Here is a 17,791-nt window from a genome sequence, read left to right as displayed (position 1 = left end):
TCACCTCCACAGTCTTTTTTTGGTTTTTTCTTTAAGTTCTTCCATACTCTCTTTTGATGTTACTGAGGACATGGTCGGATTTCCTGCGATAGTTCTTTCTCTGTACCATTCAAAAAAGTTCCTGACCGGCGCAGGAGTAAACTTTGACATCACAACTCTGTACTTGGCATAGAGTTCTGTTACTTCTTCTCTTACATTTCCAACATATGCAGCCGGATCAAGGGCCATCTTTTCTTTTATGGCCTTGAAGGACTTCTCAAGAGAATCACTGATGACATCCACACGGTTGGCCACTGCTTCTTTTACATCCTCTCCCTTAAAGGCAATTATGACATCAAGTCGCTTTTGCATCTTGGACATCTCTGTCTTGGCTCTGTCCATGTAGCTAAGGACATCTTTAAGATCAAGGGCTGTCTTGAAGGCCAGCATAAAGTCGCAGCTTACAAGGAATGTCAGTATAGCGGTAAATACCGTAAGGAAGTTATAAGGTATCGACAGGATTATCTTCTCAATGGGAAGCTGCAGGTAGTGGGTAAATATCACAGTACAGACGCCCCATGCTATGGAAGACTCCAGAGATACGTGGCCCTGGAAGTTAAACTTCTTGTGGGAGTAATCCCAGTACCTGACCTTGAACAGAGCCTCCATGGTAACACCCACAATATACTCAAGGGCTGTGGCGCCAATACATCCTGCAATAAACACAAGGACCAGGTTGTCGTAGTAAGGCTTACTTACAACCAGCATCATGATGCCCCCTGATCCATACAACGGCAAAAAGGGTCCACGCATGAACCCTCTATTTACCAGATGTTTTTCCATTATTGAAACATAGGCTGATTCAAAGCACCAGCCAAAAAAGCTATAAAAGAAAAATAGAAATAGCCACTGACTGGGCTGATAATTAAACATAATTACTGCTCCGGATTAGAAAAATCAATTACTGGGTTTGCTGGCTCAGTGGTCTTTTTAACTTCTGTGGCCACTAGCACTGGTCCTTCGCCCTGGTACTCAGCAACGTACTGTTTTACAACCTTGGCGGTAACTTCAACCCACTCTTTTTCCTTGAGTTCATCCACCTTGTCATACTCACAGGCAAATCCCAAAAACTGCATATCCTGGGCACAGCAGGTCATAGCCATTCTGCCAGGAACAAATCTGCCCTCAGGGAACTCTGGTGGAATAAGCACCATTCCCTTGAATTTTACGTTTTTACCTTCATATCTTTCAACGTGGTCAAGAGCATCAAGATAAAACATTCCATATCCGTAGTTGTTAAGCTCAATAGGATCATCATTAAGGTCAAATGGAAGATCCTCATCAAGAGTTACATCAACCTCTCCGTTCTGATCCTCAAAGATGATATCCGCCTTCTGGTTGATGGCCTTAACATTCCTCTTGTAGGAAGGAAGGTTCTCAGTAAGACCGTCACATCTGTTGAACAGGATAAGATCTGAGTTTCTTATCTGTTCTGCCAAAAGAGATTTCATATTGCTAAAGTACAGCTCAAAGCTTGAGCAGTCGATAACTGTGATCTGCTGCTCAAGGTTCCACATAACAGGGAGCCTCATGTTTTTGAAGTTCCACATTCCGTTGTACTCAACGAGGATACGCTCCGGATTATGCTTGGCATCAAGGGCTACAAGGGCATCTGGATTAAAGTCCTCTTCCTCCTCAATGTATTCAACTACTGTATTTGTGCTCTTTAAAAGCTTCTCTTCATAGTCATTCTCGCCCTCTTCACACACGATAAGAAGTGTCTTACCCTTTGTGCGGAAATATGGCTGAGCAATAGTATATCTGAAAAAGTCAGTTTTACCTGCATCTAAAAAACCATTGATGATATAGACTGGTTTCAATTTTTCTCTCCTTATCATAACCTTCTAAACAGCTTCTCTAAGTTTTCTTCCTTGAGCTCGGCGCCGATAACGCAGAACTTACCAGTTACATCTGCTGCTCCGCTTCTTACGTCAGCTTCGCCTGGTACATAATCAAACTCAATCCATGAGCCATCTGTTGCTGGAACAACGCCCTTTGTACGAAGAACGATACCATAGGTCTCCTCGTCCTCAAGCTTACCAAGCATCTCTTCAATCTCTTCCTTGGTGTACTTAAGAGGAGTCTCCATTCCCCAGCTGATGAAGATATCTGCTGCGTCGTGGTGATGCTCATGCTCGTCGTGGTCGTGATGATGGTGCTCATGCTCGTCGTGATCGTGGTGATGATGCTCGTGCTCATCGTGATCATGGTCGTGATGGTGCTCGTGCTCATCATGATCGTGGTCGTGGTGATGATGCTCGTGCTCATCATGATCATGGTCATGCTCATCATGATCGTGATCATGGTGATGGCAGCACTCGTGATCATGGTCGTCATCATGGTCATGATCGTGGTGACAGCAGCACTCATGATCATCGTCTTCACCGCCTGAGATGTATACTACAGAGCCATCCTCTTTTTCAACTCTCTTGCTGCCATGATCATGGTGATGATGATGGTGCTCCTCCTGCTCCATAACGAGCTTCAGAAGCTCAGCCTCAAGGGTGTTGTTGCCTTCAAAGGTATCAAGGATCTCTTTTCCTGTGATCTGGTCAAGAGGTGTTGTTATGATAGTTGCCTTCTTGTTGTGCTCTCTGATGAGCTCAACTGCTGTCTCGATCTTCTTCTCGTCAGCCTTGTCGCATCTTGTAAGGATAATGGTTCCGGCGTTTTCGATCTGGTTGATGAAGAACTCTCCAAAGTTCTTGATATAAACCTTGGCCTTGGTTGCATCAACAACAGTAACAGCGCTGTTAAGCTCCATGTTGTCATCTGTGTCAGCGATGTTCTGGATAGCTCTCATAACATCTGAAAGCTTGCCAACACCTGATGGCTCAATGAGGATCCTCTCTGGTGCGTACTGGTCCATAACCTGCTTAAGTGAAGTCTCAAAATCTCCAACCAGTGAACAGCAGATACATCCTGAGTTCATCTCTGTGATATTGATGCCTGATTCCTTAAGGAAACCTCCGTCGATACCGATCTCGCCAAACTCATTCTCAATAAGAACAACCTTTGTTCCAGCAAGAGCCTCTTTTAAAAGCTTCTTTATAAGTGTAGTTTTTCCAGCTCCTAAGAATCCGGAAATAATATCTATTTTTGTCATATTTACTCCAATCTGCACACACTTCTGTGCTATAACCACTACAACACATCTATTCTATGCAGACCCATTCGGAATGTCAAGGAAGGGGAATGTTATGGTATCAGTTCTCTTCCTCAGACGTTTCTTCAGTAAGTGCCCCAGTACTGCTGCCTTCAGGAGGTATCACCCCACCATCACTGTGTTCATCAGAAGGGTCATGATCACTGCTGTCAGTGCCAGCATTGTCCGTACTATCACCAGCATCGTTGACATCATTGCCATTTTCTTTGTTGTCATTATTGTTATCTCCATCTTCATTATTGTTATTACTCTGCTTATTATCTGCCTCATTGCTACCAGCTGCCCCAGCGGATGAAATATCTGGCTTTTCCGATTTCTCTTTTTCCAGAGAATTATTATCATCATCCTCTTCCTCAAAATCCCAGTTAAAGTCATCATCCCAGAAAGCAGATGTGGAAATGCTACTACCAGCAGCCGGAGCTCTCATGAGAGAGGTTGTAACATTCGTATCTGAAGGAGCCAGGACATCCGTTGAAGTATTGTACCTGTCATATCCATCGGAAAAGACAATCTGGGCTGCAACGATCTGTCCGTGAAGGAGGTTACAGGTGGTCTCGTAGCCAAGAAGTGTTCCTTCTGGTTTTGTGCACTTAAGTGTCTTTGTCACTGTCTCCCTTGGCATGTTCTGAGCCCTATTCTGCGCAACATTCCTGTCTGTAGTTGACTCAGAATGTTCCGGGTTATCGTTGACGAATCTCTTTCCACAGTAATGACAGTAATAATAGTAATTATTATTGCCGCCCCAGTCAGCATGGCTCCAGCCTGTAGCTTCTACGTCCTTGGCTGTTCCGTAGGTGTAGGTTATGGTCTTGTTATAGCAGTCATCTGTGTGAGTGTGGACGTACTCATGGGTGTAGCATCCGCCCTGTCTGTCAATTGGCACGTATTCCTCATCACACACATTACCCTGTCCGTCCACGTGGTAATGGTACTGATAGATGACTTCACCAGAAACCTGATCCTGTCCAAGAACTACTTCCATTGGGATGTCTTCTATTGCCTTTGCGATCTCCGCAAACGTGGCGTCCTCACGAATCTGAACGTTCTTAGTGAGTAAGGTGGACGCGAGAAGCTTTTTTCCCTTACTCACTCGCTGAAAAACCTGATCAACCTTGTCATTAACATTTGAAAGTTCTCCTGAAAGGTAGGCCTTAAGCCCTGTCATGTCGCTTTCAAAAGAGATATTCATAGAGTTAAACTGATTGTCGATGTTGGTGTTGATATCAGTAGAAATCTCTGTGAGCTTCTTGGTTACTTCTGTATTTAAATTACCGATCTGCTCTTTAAACTCCTTAAGGCTCTCACTGTTTTGTTCTGTAAGCTTCTCATTGGACTTTGTAAGCTCATCAAGAAGCTCTTTATATCTGTCAAGGAGTTCTTTTGACAGTTTGTCATCTCCGCTCTTTAAGGCGTTTTCCAGCTCCTCAATAAGAGACTTGGTGTTCTCATGAGTCTTGTTATAGGTATTTTCGATTTCCTCAAGATTGTTGTAGATATTGGTAAACTTTTCAGTTATGGACTTATCTGAATCTTCTCCGCCCTTTTCAATTATCTCCCTTAGTTTGTCAATATCAGTCCCTGTGCGGATTATGGTGTCATGAAGGCCGGCAAGATCATTTCCAAGATTCCCCACCTTCTCAGTTACGGTGTTTGTCATCTTTTCAGTATTCTTTTCGCCGTCCTTTGCATAGAAGCTCGTCATGCTGTCCTTGCTCTCGGTGATGGACTTATCAAGGCCATTTAAGTACTCTGAAAGCTCATCGAGCTTTTCAATTGTCTGCTCGTTGTCTTTTGTCTGCGCCTCCACAAGTTCGTCCTTGGCACTGGCTGCAACCACTGGAGTGCTAAGGTAAATAAGTCCTCCGCAAAGGATCACCGCGATAACCACCGCGACTGCCACAACTACTGTGTCATGTCTTTTTAGCTTTCTCAGCAGCATTTTTACTGAGTTGTTCTGTTTTGTCCACTTTTCTTTTAGATTCATTTTGTTTCCTTTCTTGTAATACCCGCGGTAAAAAAGCGCAGCAAAACAGACCAGCGCTTTAGCCGCCACACACATAAAAAATAGTTGGAAATCATCGGGAGAAATCCCGTGATAGTAGTCAGAAGAATTCCGACAAGAAGTTATTATACATATAGTTTTAAAAAATGCAATACATTTTTTTGATCATGAAAAAAGAGGTACCACTATTGGGTACCTCTTAGGTAATCTGCCTATCCTATCCAAGTTCATCCATATCATCCACGTCGTGAATATCAGATGCGCCAAAGCCAATGTTCTGCATGCTTACAGTGCGGCGACGGAGTCTTGCGGCTTCAGAAGCCTGTAAAAGGAAGTCCTTTATCTCTTTTCCGTGCTTGATGTTCTTCATGACAATGGTCTTGTCTGTTACATCAGAAGTGTAAAGAACTATGGTGGAAAGACCAGCAAGTCTTTGCATGAAGCTCCTTGTGATCTCCACGTCGCTTATCTTGTACATGTAGCAGTCATTTTCTCTGACTGTGAAAAAACCTTTGATTATAGTAAAGTCGTTGTCACGGATCTCATACTTTGTGAAAGTCCATGGAAGTCCAAATAATAGCCATCTTCCGCGCTCCTGGTACCTTAAATCTCCCTTAGCTTCCTTGGACTGAGCGTACTGCTCCGGGTTAGCTACTTTTGACATGCTGCCTCCTTATCCCTCGACCTTTGGAAGAGAATCAAATGATTTCTGAAGTTCTGCGTCTGTAGGAACATAGTCGCTCATCTCGCCGTCGTTGTACTTCTGGTAAGCAACCATATCAAAATATCCGGTTCCTGTAAGGCCGAAGACGATATTCTTTTCCTCGCCTGTCTCCTTGCACTTAAGGGCCTCATCGATGGCAACCCTGATAGCATGGCTACTCTCAGGAGCTGGAAGGATTCCCTCAACTCTTGCAAACATCTCAGCAGCCTCAAATACGCTGGTCTGCTCAACTGATCTTGCAGTCATGATTCCCTGGTCGTAAAGCTCTGAAACAACACCGCTCATGCCGTGATAGCGAAGTCCGCCGGCGTGGTTTGCAGAAGGAATAAAGCCGCTGCCAAGAGTGTACATTTTCTGAAGAGGACAAACCTTACCAGTGTCGCAGAAGTCGTATGCGTACTTACCTCTTGTAAGTGATGGACATGAAGCAGGCTCAACAGCAATGATCTCATACTGATTCTCTCCGCGAAGGATCTCGCCTGCAAATGGAGAAATGAGACCTCCAAGGTTTGATCCGCCTCCTGCACAGCCAATGATCATGTCGGCCTTGATGCCGTATTTATCAAGAGCAGCCTTGGTCTCAAGACCAATAACTGACTGATGAAGAAGTACCTGAGAAAGAACTGATCCAAGGACGTAGCGGTAGCCTTCCTGGGAAGTTGCTGCCTCTACAGCCTCAGAGATCGCGCATCCAAGTGAACCTGTTGTTCCTGGGAACTCAGCGTTGATCCTGCGTCCGACCTCTGTCTCCATGGATGGAGAAGGAGTTACCTTGGCGCCGTAGGTTCTCATAACCTCGCGTCTGAAGGGCTTCTGCTCATATGAAACCTTGACCATGTATACCTGGCAGTCCAGATCAAAGTATGAACAAGCCATGGAAAGAGCTGTTCCCCACTGGCCTGCGCCAGTCTCTGTGGTAACACCCTTAAGTCCCTGCTTCTTAGCGTAGTAAGCCTGTGCAATAGCTGAATTGAGCTTGTGGCTGCCTGATGTGTTATTGCCCTCAAACTTGTAGTAGATGTGGGCTGGAGTCTGAAGCTTCTCCTCAAGACAATATGCTCTTACAAGTGGTGATGGACGATACATCCTGTAAAAATTTCTGATCTCCTCAGGAATATCAATGAATCTTGAAGTATCATCAAGCTCCTGCTCTGCCAGCTCTCTGCAGAAGATTCCTGAAAGGTCATCAAGTGTAACCGGCTTAAGTGTTGCCGGATTTAAAATTGGAGCCGGTTTCTTTTTCATATCGCCTCTGACGTTGTACCACGCCTTGGGCATCTCTGATTCTTCAAGATAGATCTTGTATGGTATATTATTAGACATCTTTTCTCTCCCTCTAAAAAAACTGTTAGGAGTATCATATCGCAATCAGCACTTTAAAGCAATGAAACCTCGGACGCAATTTACCTTGATGACGTATAAATGTTGTATTATCATTATTTCTAAATTCTAAGATAAGCTAAGGAGCATAAAAATGGTTGCGGAAGATATAAAAATAAGGACAGCCACATTAGACGACGCAGCTGCCCTTCTTAACATCTATGACTATTACGTACAAAATACCGCCATTACCTACGAGTATGACACACCCTCTCTTTCAGAGTTTAAGGACAGGATCCGTGGCATTCAGGAGAAGTTCCCTTACCTTGTTATAGAACAGGGAAAAGAGATTCTTGGCTACGCCTACGCAAGCTCCTTTCATCCAAGGATCGCCTACCAGTGGTGCGTTGAGATGACCATCTACCTAAAGAAAGACGCCCGCGGCAAGGGCCTTGGCCCTATGCTCTATTCTGAGCTCGAGCGCCAGCTCAAAGACCTTGGCTACCTAAATCTCTACTCCTGTATCGCCTATCCCGATGCCGAAGACGAATACCTAACCTTCGGAAGCGTCAAATTCCACGAAAAAATGGGCTACAAGCTAAACGGCAAATTCACCAAGTGCGGCTACAAATTCGGCCGCTGGTACAACATGGTCTGGATGGAAAAATTCATCGGAGACCACACTAAAAACCCTGCAGTCCCTAAATAAAACAAGATCAAACTTCCGCTCATTTGATAAGTTTCTCCAGGGTCTCAAACAAAACTGCCGGCTCAACAGGTTTACTCAGATGTGCATTGAGTCCTGCCTGAAGGCTCTGCTGAACATCCTCATCAAAGGCATTGGCTGTCAGGGCAATAATAGGTATAGAAGCAGAGTCCTCCCTTCCCAGAGCTCTGATGTTTCTGGTGGCTGTAAGGCCGTCCATCTCAGGCATTCTCATATCCATGAGGATTGCATCGTAGTAGCCCTCTGGCTTGTTCTTGTAGAGTTCAACAGCCTCTTTTCCGTTGACTGCATGATCTGCCTCAATCTTTCTCATGGAAAGAACCTTCATCATGATCTGGGCATTGACCTCAATATCCTCAGCCAGGATCACGCGCCTTCCTTCAAGCTCAGCTTTCCTGAGACTTTCCGCAGCTATCTTTTTCTTTTTAAGTACGTTCTTAAACTCGTTTATGAGATTCTCGGTAAACAGAGGCTTTGCAATAAAGCTGTCCACACCGGCGTCCTTGGCTTCTTCGTATATATCATCCCAGTTATAGGCTGTAAGAATGATCACAGCTGTATCCGCACCTATTAACGAGCGGATGTTTTTGGTTGTCTCAACGCCGTCCATCTCAGGCATCTGCCAGTCGACAATTATAAGGTTGTAGGGTTCCTGTCTTGCCTGAGAGAGTTTCACCATCTCGATGGCTTCGTTTCCAGACGTGACAGCCTCTGAATGAATTCCGGCCTGATTCATGACAAGCTTCGCCTGATCGCAGGCAAGAGGGTCATCATCTATGACAAGAACCTTCATGTCCTCGGGATGAACCTCGAGATCATCGTTATCATCTGCCAGCACCCTTTCAGAATCCCTTAATGTGACGTTTACAGTGAAGGTTGTTCCAACATTCTTTTCACTCTCGACGCTTATCTCGCCGTTCATCATCTCGACAATTCTCTTGGTGATGGCCATTCCAAGGCCGGAACTGCCGTATTTGTTGGTAGTTCCTGCATTTTCCTGAGTAAATGCATCGAATATTTTGGGCAGATATTCCTTGCTCATACCTATTCCGGTATCTTTTATCTTGAACTGGATCGTGGACCTGTCATCAAATCCACCTGTCTTTTCCACGGTAAACTCAACGCTTCCGCCCTCAGGGGTAAACTTCACGGCGTTTCCGAGAATATTGATAAGAACCTGTCTGAGCTTGGTGTTGTCACCGATGTAATAGTCATTTAAGTGTCCGTTAATGTGGCAGTTATACTCAAGGCCTTTTTCCTGGCACTGTCCGCTGAATATTACATTTATCTGCTCAATGAGTTTGGAGAATGCAAACTCCTCATTCTTAAGCGACATACGTCCCGACTCGATCCTGGACATATCAAGAATATCGTTTATAAGACTAAGAAGATGCTGTGCGCTGCTTCCTATCTTTTCAAGATAATCCTTGGTTGTATCGGAAATATCCGGCTCATTGAGGGCAAGGGAATCAAGGCCTATGATGGCATTCATAGGCGTTCTTATCTCATGGCTCATGCTTGATAAGAATACAGTCTTTGCTCTTGATGCCTCTTCAGCAGTCTTGAGGGCATCTGAAAGAGCCTGATTCTTGGCAAGAGAGTCCCTCATCTCCTCGTCTATATCAGAAAATCCTACACCTATCGCATTTATTGAGTCATGATTTTTCGCAGAGCCGGTTCTGGCATCAGCCATTCTGAGCATTTCATAGCTCTCGACTCCATCCTTTTTGACCAGATATCTGAAGGCGATAAGAGGGCTTTCCTTTAAGCCTTTACGGATATTCTCAGGCTTAATAAACTCAAGGAACTGCTCTCTGTAGTCCTCGGATACGAATTTATTGGCATACTCGGTAAAGCCCTCAGAGAAGACAAAAACATCATCCTTGCGGATATTGTCATGAGCATCATCATTGCTAAAGCAGGTGGCACTGTCCTTGTCGAGATTTACGTAGTACACGCTCCTATAGTCGGAAGCAAGCGCTGTGATCATCCTGTCAAGCCTTGCCCTCTGCTTTTCCTGCTCAAGAAGTTCATCCTGAAGAGCGATCCTCTCCTCAAGTTCCTGCTGCATAACCTCCGAGGTCTCTTTTTCCATGGCGAGCTTGGTAGCTTTTCTGGTCTGAACCAGCATCACGGAAAATACACCTACCAGGACGCAGGTGGTCAAAAGTGCAAGAACAAGGCTCCTCTTTATGATGCCCTCTGATATCTCATCGATCTGCTGACTGATAACGCTCTCTCTGATAAGGTATGTCAGCATCCAGTTTGTCCTGTGCACGGGAACATAGTACAAGGTCTCCTGTACACCGTTATAGGTAAAAGAAACTACACCGGTATGTCCGTTTTTAAAGTCTTCCCTTACGTCATCGGAAGTTCTGCCATCTTCAAAGTCAGCTGTTTCAAAAGCAGATAAAAGGTTATCCTCACTGGCAAGTCCCCCCAGTACCATATTGGCAACCGAGTATCCGTCGGGAGTATAGATATTACAGAAGGTGGTATTGTTGGAGCCTGACTCAAAAGAAAGATTGGCGAGCATGTGCTCCATGTCTATCTCCATAAAGCAGACAACAAGGTAATGCCCCTCATAAGGAAGACGATCCGTGGGAACTGCAATTACGACCTTTGCGTTGTCACCATCCGCATTCTTCAATGAGATTTCAGGTCCGGAAAGAGTCTGATAGTCGAAATGATACTGATCTATATCTGTTCTGGTCCCCCTGGAGGTATAAATAAGTCCTGTTTCATCAACAAAAGCAAATTTTTCAAGGTCATAGAGCTGTTTCATCCTAAGCTGATATGCCTGGAGATTTGCTGTGCTTGAGAGGTCCTCCGGAGTCATAAGTCCTATGGCCACATCAAGGTCACTGATATAGTCATTTAAAGTTGACGCCACAACCTGTTCTCTTCTGCCAGCCAACTCCTCAAGATATAAAAGACTTACGTTTCGAACTGCCTTCCTGGCGCCTGAACTTGCACTTCGTCCAGTCCAAATCGTTCCGATAATCATAATTGCAACCACTATGATGCTTCCAATGATAGCAAGAGACATGATCTTTTTAGTATTTACACCCTTCATATACCGCCTCCGGTTTATTTGAGTCTTGATTGCAACCGTCCCCGTGTCTTGTTTTATGCTTCCTGCTTCTCCCAGACAAGGCCCTTGCCCTTAGTGTAAATTCTGGATTCCTCCATTGGCATGGGCTTTCCGAAGTAGTACCCTTGCGCTTTTTCACAACCAATCTCTTTGAGGAACTCAAAGTGGCCTTCTGTTTCAACGCCTTCGCAAAGGGGTGATACGCCCATGGCCTTGGCTCCCTTTATGATGTACTTCATGATCTTACCGGTCTTTGGGTTGTTGTCGAAGCTTCTAAGGAATACCATGTCCAGCTTAAGGACATCAAAGTTGTAGTTGGCTATGGTGTTGAGGGATGAATAGCCTGATCCAAAGTCGTCTATCCATACGTGATAGCCCATCTCCCTCATCTTGTCGCACTCAGACCTTATAAAGTTCTCGTTCTCATTGAGGGAGCTCTCTGTTATTTCAAGATCCAGCATATGTCTTGGAATTCCGTATTCTTCCCTTGTAGTCTCAATGAATCCAAAGATATCGCAAAGTTCAAAGTCAAGTCTTGAGATGTTGACGGAGACTGCCACGATCTCTTTTCCCTGTTCCTTCATTTCTTTGTAGTCCTGGCAAACTTTCTTAACCACATACCTGTCAACCAGATGGATAAGGTGGAACTGCTCCAGGGTGTCGATAAAATCTCCAGGGGACAGCATTCCCATCTTGGGATCGATCCATCTTACAAGGGCTTCATACCCGCAGATCTCTCCTGTGGCAACTCTCACAACAGGCTGGTAGTAGACCTTGATATACTCATTTTCTATTGCCTCATCAATGTGGTCGATGACGTACTGCTGCTTGCGAAGGTTCTCACGAAGCATCTCGTCGTAAATACAGTAGTTGATATCATGCCTGTTCTTGATGGAATTGCAGGCAAGTCTTGCATGGTCACAGGCAAGACCTATCTCAGCTCTTCTATCATCAAGGTAATAGATTCCTGCTTTTATCCTGACTTTTTTATTTACATCTTCAGTAAGGAGCATTGCCTTATAAACATTCTCAACCTTCTGGATGACGCTCTCATGGTCACCTGTTGTGCACACAACAAAATGGTCATCAGAAAATCTTGCGCAGATGCCGCCAATATTAAAGTTTTCCCTGATAGCCTTTGCAAGATCGCAAAGAAGCTCATCTCCAAGTTTAAAGCCGTTTCTCTCATTAAAGAGCTTGAAGTTTGGAACATCAAAATGGATAAAAGAAATGTCCTCTCTCCAGCTCTCATAAGACCCTAAAAACATCTGAGCCTTTTGGTAGAAAAAGGACATGTTAAGAAGACCTGTAAGGTCGTCTGTTTCCTGATTGGCAGAAAGAATCTCTGCTTCCGCAAAGGAATTGCGGTTCTTGTTATAAAACTCGTTCTGATCTACATCAACGATATAGACATAGTAATAAGCTTTGCCATCTTCCCTGTGAAGGAGATGTCCAAAGTCTTCCACATACCTTACAGCACCTTCCTTGGTGATGATACGATAACGGACATAGTCGTGTTTTTTCTCCCCGAAAATAGTCTGGGCCTGGATCTGGTTCTGTATCCTGTTGTAATCCTCAGGATGTACCATTCCTTTAAAGGTGCCCCCTGTGAGCATGATGAATTCGCCCATGTTCTCGCAGCCGTAGAGCTCAAGGACATTGGGGCCAGCATAGTACACGCTTTCAGACCCTCCCGCGTCGTAGATGAAAAAGCCGCCAGGAAGTCCTGTTGGTATTATGCCACTAATTCCAGCGTCGAAAAACTTTTTGTCCATACGTACATCCCCCTTTTTTGTGAATCAATTGTACTTAAGGCACATCATTGTAAGGTCATCGAACTGCTCTGCATCCATTATGAAATCTGTTATATCGTAGCAAACATTATCAAGAAGCTCTTTTAGCGTGGAGTCTTTCTCTCTGTTAAGGGCCGCCAGCATCCTGTCAGTGCCATACATAACGACATCTGAATTGGTTGCCTCAGGCACTCCGTCGGTGTACAAAAATACCATATCGCCGTGGTCAAGCTGTATCGTATATTCCTGGTACCTGGTTCCTTCCATTCCGCCAATAACAAAGCCGTGCTTGTCTTTATAAAGCTCAAATGAGCCGTCAGCTCTTTTGATAGCAGGATATTCGTGACCTGCATTGGCACATGTCAGTTTACCGGAAGATATCTCCAGGATTCCAAACCACACAGTGACAAACATTCCTGTCTGATTGTTGGTGGTAAGGGCCTCATTGGTCTTATCAAGTGTCTCCGCTGCAGACTTGCCAAGCATTGCACAGCTTTGAAGGATAGTCTTTGCAACCATCATGAAAAGAGCTGCCGGAATACCTTTACCTGAAACATCTGCCATTACCATTCCAAGGTGATCGTCATCTATAAGGAAATAGTCGTAGAAATCGCCGCCCACTTCCCTTGCAGGCTCCATAAGAGCATAGAGATCAAATTCCTTTTTATCAGGGAAAGCAGGGAAATCATGGGGCATGATACCTGCCTGTATCCTGGTTGCCAGAGACAGTTCCGTGTGGATCCTCTCTTTTTCCGCTGTAACAGTCTGAATATCATCGATATATTCCTTGAGCCTTTCTGTCATGGACCCAAAGGAATGAGCCAGGGTCTCAACCTCATCGTCAGTATTTTCATACCAGGCAAAGTTCAGCTGATCTCCGTCCATGTTGCGAACCTTGTCAGTAAGGAGCGCAATAGGCATAACCAGGCGCTTACTGAGCTTATTTGAAATAAATACGCTAAGAGCTGCCAGGGCAAGGATCAAAAAAAGCATCACCATAAGCGCTGATCTTGTAACCTTGTCAACATCGTCAGCCTCACTCTGGTGGCTCTGCTTGATGAAAGTAAGAAGATTCTCTTTTGGTGCAAGAACTGTCTTTTCAGGAATGATGGAAATAAGTGACCAGCCCACAGACTCTATTGGCGAAAATGCCACGTAGCTGCTCTCTCCATCGATATTTATAAGCTCAAGACCGCTCTGACCTTCAATTGCTCTCTGAGTCAGCATGGACAACGCCTTGTCACTGTTTTCCTTGCCACCAAGAACTGTACTGGCTTTTAATTCTCCTTCTTCGTTGGATGAGAAAATGATATTGCCCTTTCCATCGATGATACAGGTGTTACCCTCATCGCTGAATATGGCATTCATCATCATGGACTCAATTCCTTCAAGGTAGAGACCAGCTCCTGCAACTCCCACAAACTCTTTTCCCCTGAAAATAGGAGCGCCGCACATGATGGCAAGTCTTCCTGTGTCGTAGTCGGGAGTTATCTCAGAAAAGGTAAGCTTCTTGGACTCCTTGGCCATGTAATACCAGGGACGAAGCCTTGGATCAAGGTAAACGTAATCGCCGTTCTCATCCCATCTGTCATCAAGTACAGGGCCAGCAAGGAGCATTATTCCCGACTCGGTTCCTATGTAGGAAGCACCAAGCTCAGGATAACGATTGTACATGGAAAGAAGATTGCCCTTGAGATTTCCTATCATGGCAAGCTCATCCTGCACAGCAGGATCATCCGGGTCCACATCCTCAGCATAGACAAACTGTCCCATGTCCTTGCCTATATCAGACTTTTCAAGAGGTTTAACATATGTCCTTCCGTATACATCGGGATTAGTGTAGATGTCAGTTGCTGAATCTGCGATGATCTGTATGGTTCCGGAAAAATCATCCAGCATCTTGTTAAGACTGTATGCACATCCCAGGGTGGTTGCACTAAGGCGCCCTGTGATCTGATCCCTCATGGCTATGTCAGAGTATTTTTCAACGTCCTGACTCGACCTCTCTGAGCTCTCAGCCACAATGTGATGTACTCTGCCAAACACATACCAGGTTATTGCTCCAAATAGAATTAGTAACAAAGAAGACACTAAAAGCATCATCCTCATTATCTTTTTCTTCATACCAAAACTCCCTTATCTCTTGTCTTTATCTATGAATTCAAGCAGCACTACTGCTAAAATAACATAAACCACTGTCCATATTATAAGCCATCCCCAGCATTTTAGCACAATATTTGGGTCAAAATTGTACTCAGGATTTTGATTTTGTTTTGCAGTCTCCATGAGAAGATCATCTCTCATGTCGTTTTCTTCGATATACTGGAACATTGTCAAAAGAGGCTTTTCCCCCTCCACCTCTACATCCTTCATCTTAAGGGCACTGTTCCAGACAGTAACCATGGGTTGGGAGTTGTAGTCTCCCTGAGCGCACATGGCTGTAAGTCCCCACTTGGTAGCAGTCAGGTAGGTAAGGGGCTTTGCTTCTGCCGGGAGGTTAAAAAATCCCCCTGAAAACAGGAGCTGTACTATCAAAAGAAACGGCATTATAGTCATGGCTGTCGTGGTGGTCCTTGCAAAGGCAGATACAAGTAGCGCCAGCATGTCAGCGCAATAGGTTATAAGGAAAAGAGATATTCCAAGATCTGCTTCTGGCCAGGGAGTAAACATGCTCCTTTCCGGCATCTTGATACTCATGATCTTCAAAACTCCAAGAGTTATCACCACCTGAAGCACGCACAGAACCATCTGGTAGATCATGTGGGCAGCAACGTAGGAAGTAATATGAAGGCCCGCTCTGTGCTCTCTTTTTACGATAGCTCTTTCCCTGCAGATCATCTGGATAGAGTTGAAAAAACCGTTCCATATACAAATACAGGAGAGCGCAAAGGTACCCATCATTGTACCTTCCATGGTCTTAAAGAGGTTTGCCCCCACCGCAAATGCCACAAGTGCAGCAATTACAGCAGACATAGGCAGCACCTTCCAGTCATTCTGGAACAGGAACATTCTAAAGAGTTTGCCCAGGTATATGAAGGTCTGTGCCACTCTTCCTCTGTGCTTGTACTGATATTCTTCCATAACCCGTCACCCCACTCTTTCCTTAATCCTGTCGGCATATTTTTCTACGAACTCATCTGCTCTTCCCTCGCCGCCTTCATCCTTCTGGTTGATGGAAAGAAGTATTTCCTCCATAGACTCTTTTCCAAAGAAGTCATATGCCTCCTTCACAGGGCCGTAGTATGCAAGTCTTCCCGTCCGTGTGGCATCCTTGGCAAGAACTATGACGTCATCAAACAGGTCAATTACCCTGTCAGGAGTATGGGTAATAACTATTACAATCTTGCCCTCATCAGCTATTTCACGAAGCTTCTCAAAGAGCTTCCTTGCCACAACGCCGTCAAGGCCTGAATCCGGCTCGTCCAGGATAAAGAGATCCGGATCTGTTATAAGTTCCATGGCGATGGAAAGTCTTTTTCTCTGACCTCCTGAAAGCTTGTCCACCAGACTGTTCTTAACAGAAGTAAGTCCAAAGAGGTCAAGAACGTAAGCTATGCGGTTTTCTCTTTCCATAGTGGACATCTCAACTGGAAGACGCATCAGCGCTGCATCTATAAGAGTCATCTCCACAGTGTCATTTCCCCTCATAAGATCCTGCTGAGGCACAAAGCCAATGTCGTACTTCATCCTCTCGTAGTCGTTGTATACATCTCCTTTTCCAAGAAGGATGCTGGCATCAGCCTTCTCATAGCCGGTTACCGCATTAAGGTAGGTGGTCTTACCAGCTCCTGAGCCTCCAAGAAGCAGCACCAGGTGTCCCTTTGGAATTGACATGTGAATGTCTTTTAAAAGAGTTTTCTTTTTAAAGAAATCTATTGCTGTCCTCTTTTTGATGTTCACAGTCAAAGTGTCATCACTGCCCTTAATATCCTCACCAAGCTCTTTTGCCCCGGTTACACCCTTTAGATTTTCAACCTGCCTGGTAGGCTGAAATTTCTTTGAAAATCCCCAGATCACAATGGTGAGGCTCTCAAAGAAAAAGAATGCCCATATCCACCTCTTGTTTCTGTCAAACACCCTGATCAGGCCCTGATAGATCTTAAGCCCGTAGATTATGTCAGCAATAAAAAGACCTACCAGCGGAATAGTCATCAGCATCAGCACCGTGGTGTTATCTTTAAATAAGAATTCTATAGCCACAAGGACGTAGCTCAAAGCGCAGATTATGGTGTATGCGCGGCCGTCCTTTTCCCTGTCTGCACAAAGGCTTATGTGGTATTCCTTGGCAAGGGGTACAAATGCCCATATTCTCTTAACTCCGCACTTTTTGAATATCCCCATGTATCCTAAGGATACAAGAAGATATATGAGTATTCTGAAGATCAAATCGGGAATATCAACGCTAACTTGCATTGGCAGCTCCTTCTGACCGGTGTTTTGCTACTTTGGTCACTTCTCATTCATCACAACATTTACGTAGTTATATGGTATCTCAATTTTGTTTTCCTTAAGGGCTTTGAAAACGGCGGAATTTACTTCATCTTTTACAACCTCTGTCCTAAGTTCATGAGGGTAGTAAACTGTTGCTCCAAGCAGCAGCGCACTCTCCTGTATTTCAAGGAAGTAGACGGATTTGCTGTTTGGATCTGTGATAGTGTATTTATCTCTGTTTAAGGTAAGGGGGCATTCGCAGATCGTCTTTCTTATGACCTCCTTGGCCTTGTCAAGATCACTGTCATAGCTTATTGGGAACCTGACATCGAAGGATCTTGGGACATTCTCAGCATAGCTGTAATTTATGATCGTTGCACTGTTGGCCTTGCTGTTTGGAATGATGACCCTTGTGGTGTCAATGAGCCTAAGGACCACATGACGAAGCGTGAGCTTTTCAACAATCCCAACTGTGCCATCATCCAGCATTATCCT

The 17,791-nt window shown here is 44.8% G+C and carries 13 protein-coding genes; 1 reads left to right on the top strand and 12 read right to left on the bottom strand.

Translation table 11 applies throughout. The features are described 5' to 3' along the window. The 6 genes from J6I68_RS01685 to J6I68_RS01660 all read right to left on the bottom strand — a co-directional run bounded on the left by J6I68_RS01685 (position 1) and on the right by J6I68_RS01660 (position 7,254). Positions 1-912, bottom strand: coding sequence for a putative ABC transporter permease (locus J6I68_RS01685; protein ID WP_292216721.1), 912 nt, complete (start codon positions 910-912; stop codon positions 1-3). Positions 913-914: 2 nt separating this feature from the next. Then, positions 915-1,877, bottom strand: a complete 963-nt coding sequence (locus J6I68_RS01680) for a TIGR03943 family putative permease subunit (protein WP_292216719.1) — start codon at positions 1,875-1,877, stop codon at positions 915-917. Then, positions 1,874-3,145: a GTP-binding protein gene (locus J6I68_RS01675; RefSeq protein ID WP_292216716.1), complete on the bottom strand. Its 1,272-nt coding sequence runs from the start codon at positions 3,143-3,145 to the stop codon at positions 1,874-1,876. The genes J6I68_RS01680 and J6I68_RS01675 overlap by 4 nt, the downstream gene beginning before the upstream one ends. A 100-nt stretch (positions 3,146-3,245) precedes the next feature. Next, positions 3,246-5,189, bottom strand: a complete 1,944-nt coding sequence (locus tag J6I68_RS01670; RefSeq protein ID WP_292216713.1) for a hypothetical protein — start codon at positions 5,187-5,189, stop codon at positions 3,246-3,248. A 235-nt stretch (positions 5,190-5,424) separates the two neighbouring features. Continuing rightward, positions 5,425-5,871: a PH domain-containing protein gene (locus tag J6I68_RS01665; protein ID WP_292216710.1), complete on the bottom strand. Its 447-nt coding sequence runs from the start codon at positions 5,869-5,871 to the stop codon at positions 5,425-5,427. A gap of 9 nt (positions 5,872-5,880) precedes the next feature. After that, positions 5,881-7,254, bottom strand: a complete 1,374-nt coding sequence (locus J6I68_RS01660; protein WP_292216708.1) for a TrpB-like pyridoxal phosphate-dependent enzyme — start codon at positions 7,252-7,254, stop codon at positions 5,881-5,883. 151 nt (positions 7,255-7,405) lie between these two features. On the opposite strand from J6I68_RS01660, the gene J6I68_RS01655 reads away from it, so the two are divergent. Then, positions 7,406-7,960, top strand: a complete 555-nt coding sequence (locus J6I68_RS01655; RefSeq protein WP_292216706.1) for a GNAT family N-acetyltransferase — start codon at positions 7,406-7,408, stop codon at positions 7,958-7,960. Between the two features lie 19 nt (positions 7,961-7,979). Here the strand turns inward: J6I68_RS01655 and J6I68_RS01650 are convergent, their stop codons facing one another. The 6 genes from J6I68_RS01650 to J6I68_RS01625 all read right to left on the bottom strand — a co-directional run. Then, positions 7,980-11,054 carry a response regulator gene (locus tag J6I68_RS01650; RefSeq protein ID WP_292216704.1) on the bottom strand — a complete coding sequence of 1,025 codons (3,075 nt, stop codon included), beginning with the start codon at positions 11,052-11,054 and terminating at the stop codon, positions 7,980-7,982. 53 nt (positions 11,055-11,107) lie between these two features. Continuing rightward, positions 11,108-12,847, bottom strand: coding sequence for a bifunctional diguanylate cyclase/phosphodiesterase (locus J6I68_RS01645; protein WP_292216703.1), 1,740 nt, complete (start codon positions 12,845-12,847; stop codon positions 11,108-11,110). Between the two features lie 24 nt (positions 12,848-12,871). Further along, positions 12,872-14,989, bottom strand: a complete 2,118-nt coding sequence (locus J6I68_RS01640; protein ID WP_292216700.1) for a SpoIIE family protein phosphatase — start codon at positions 14,987-14,989, stop codon at positions 12,872-12,874. Positions 14,990-15,001: 12 nt separating this feature from the next. Beyond that, entirely contained in the window at positions 15,002-15,946 is a 945-nt protein-coding gene (locus tag J6I68_RS01635) for an ABC transporter permease (RefSeq protein WP_292216697.1), read from the bottom strand. A 6-nt stretch (positions 15,947-15,952) separates the two neighbouring features. Further along, positions 15,953-17,278, bottom strand: coding sequence for an ATP-binding cassette domain-containing protein (locus J6I68_RS01630; RefSeq protein ID WP_292216695.1), 1,326 nt, complete (start codon positions 17,276-17,278; stop codon positions 15,953-15,955). Positions 17,279-17,314: 36 nt separating this feature from the next. After that, positions 17,315-17,791: mechanosensitive ion channel domain-containing protein (locus J6I68_RS01625; protein WP_292216693.1), on the bottom strand; the 477-nt coding region annotated here is incomplete at its 5' end.

This window comes from Butyrivibrio sp., from assembly GCF_017940685.1.
Lineage (GTDB): Bacteria > Bacillota > Clostridia > Lachnospirales > Lachnospiraceae > Butyrivibrio.
This window is presented reverse-complemented; position numbering and strand designations above follow the sequence as displayed.

Excerpts from the sequence above, each read along its gene's own strand:
- J6I68_RS01685 (WP_292216721.1), bottom strand. The coding sequence starts at position 912 with ATGTTTAATTATCAGCCCAGTCAGTGGCTATTTCTATTTTTCTTTTAT.
- J6I68_RS01680 (WP_292216719.1), bottom strand. The coding sequence starts at position 1,877 with ATGATAAGGAGAGAAAAATTGAAACCAGTCTATATCATCAATGGTTTT.
- J6I68_RS01675 (WP_292216716.1), bottom strand. The coding sequence starts at position 3,145 with ATGACAAAAATAGATATTATTTCCGGATTCTTAGGAGCTGGAAAAACT.
- J6I68_RS01670 (WP_292216713.1), bottom strand. The coding sequence starts at position 5,189 with ATGAATCTAAAAGAAAAGTGGACAAAACAGAACAACTCAGTAAAAATG.
- J6I68_RS01665 (WP_292216710.1), bottom strand. The coding sequence starts at position 5,871 with ATGTCAAAAGTAGCTAACCCGGAGCAGTACGCTCAGTCCAAGGAAGCT.
- J6I68_RS01660 (WP_292216708.1), bottom strand. The coding sequence starts at position 7,254 with ATGTCTAATAATATACCATACAAGATCTATCTTGAAGAATCAGAGATG.
- J6I68_RS01655 (WP_292216706.1), top strand. The coding sequence starts at position 7,406 with ATGGTTGCGGAAGATATAAAAATAAGGACAGCCACATTAGACGACGCA.
- J6I68_RS01650 (WP_292216704.1), bottom strand. The coding sequence starts at position 11,054 with ATGAAGGGTGTAAATACTAAAAAGATCATGTCTCTTGCTATCATTGGA.
- J6I68_RS01645 (WP_292216703.1), bottom strand. The coding sequence starts at position 12,847 with ATGGACAAAAAGTTTTTCGACGCTGGAATTAGTGGCATAATACCAACA.
- J6I68_RS01640 (WP_292216700.1), bottom strand. The coding sequence starts at position 14,989 with ATGAAGAAAAAGATAATGAGGATGATGCTTTTAGTGTCTTCTTTGTTA.
- J6I68_RS01635 (WP_292216697.1), bottom strand. The coding sequence starts at position 15,946 with ATGGAAGAATATCAGTACAAGCACAGAGGAAGAGTGGCACAGACCTTC.
- J6I68_RS01630 (WP_292216695.1), bottom strand. The coding sequence starts at position 17,278 with ATGCAAGTTAGCGTTGATATTCCCGATTTGATCTTCAGAATACTCATA.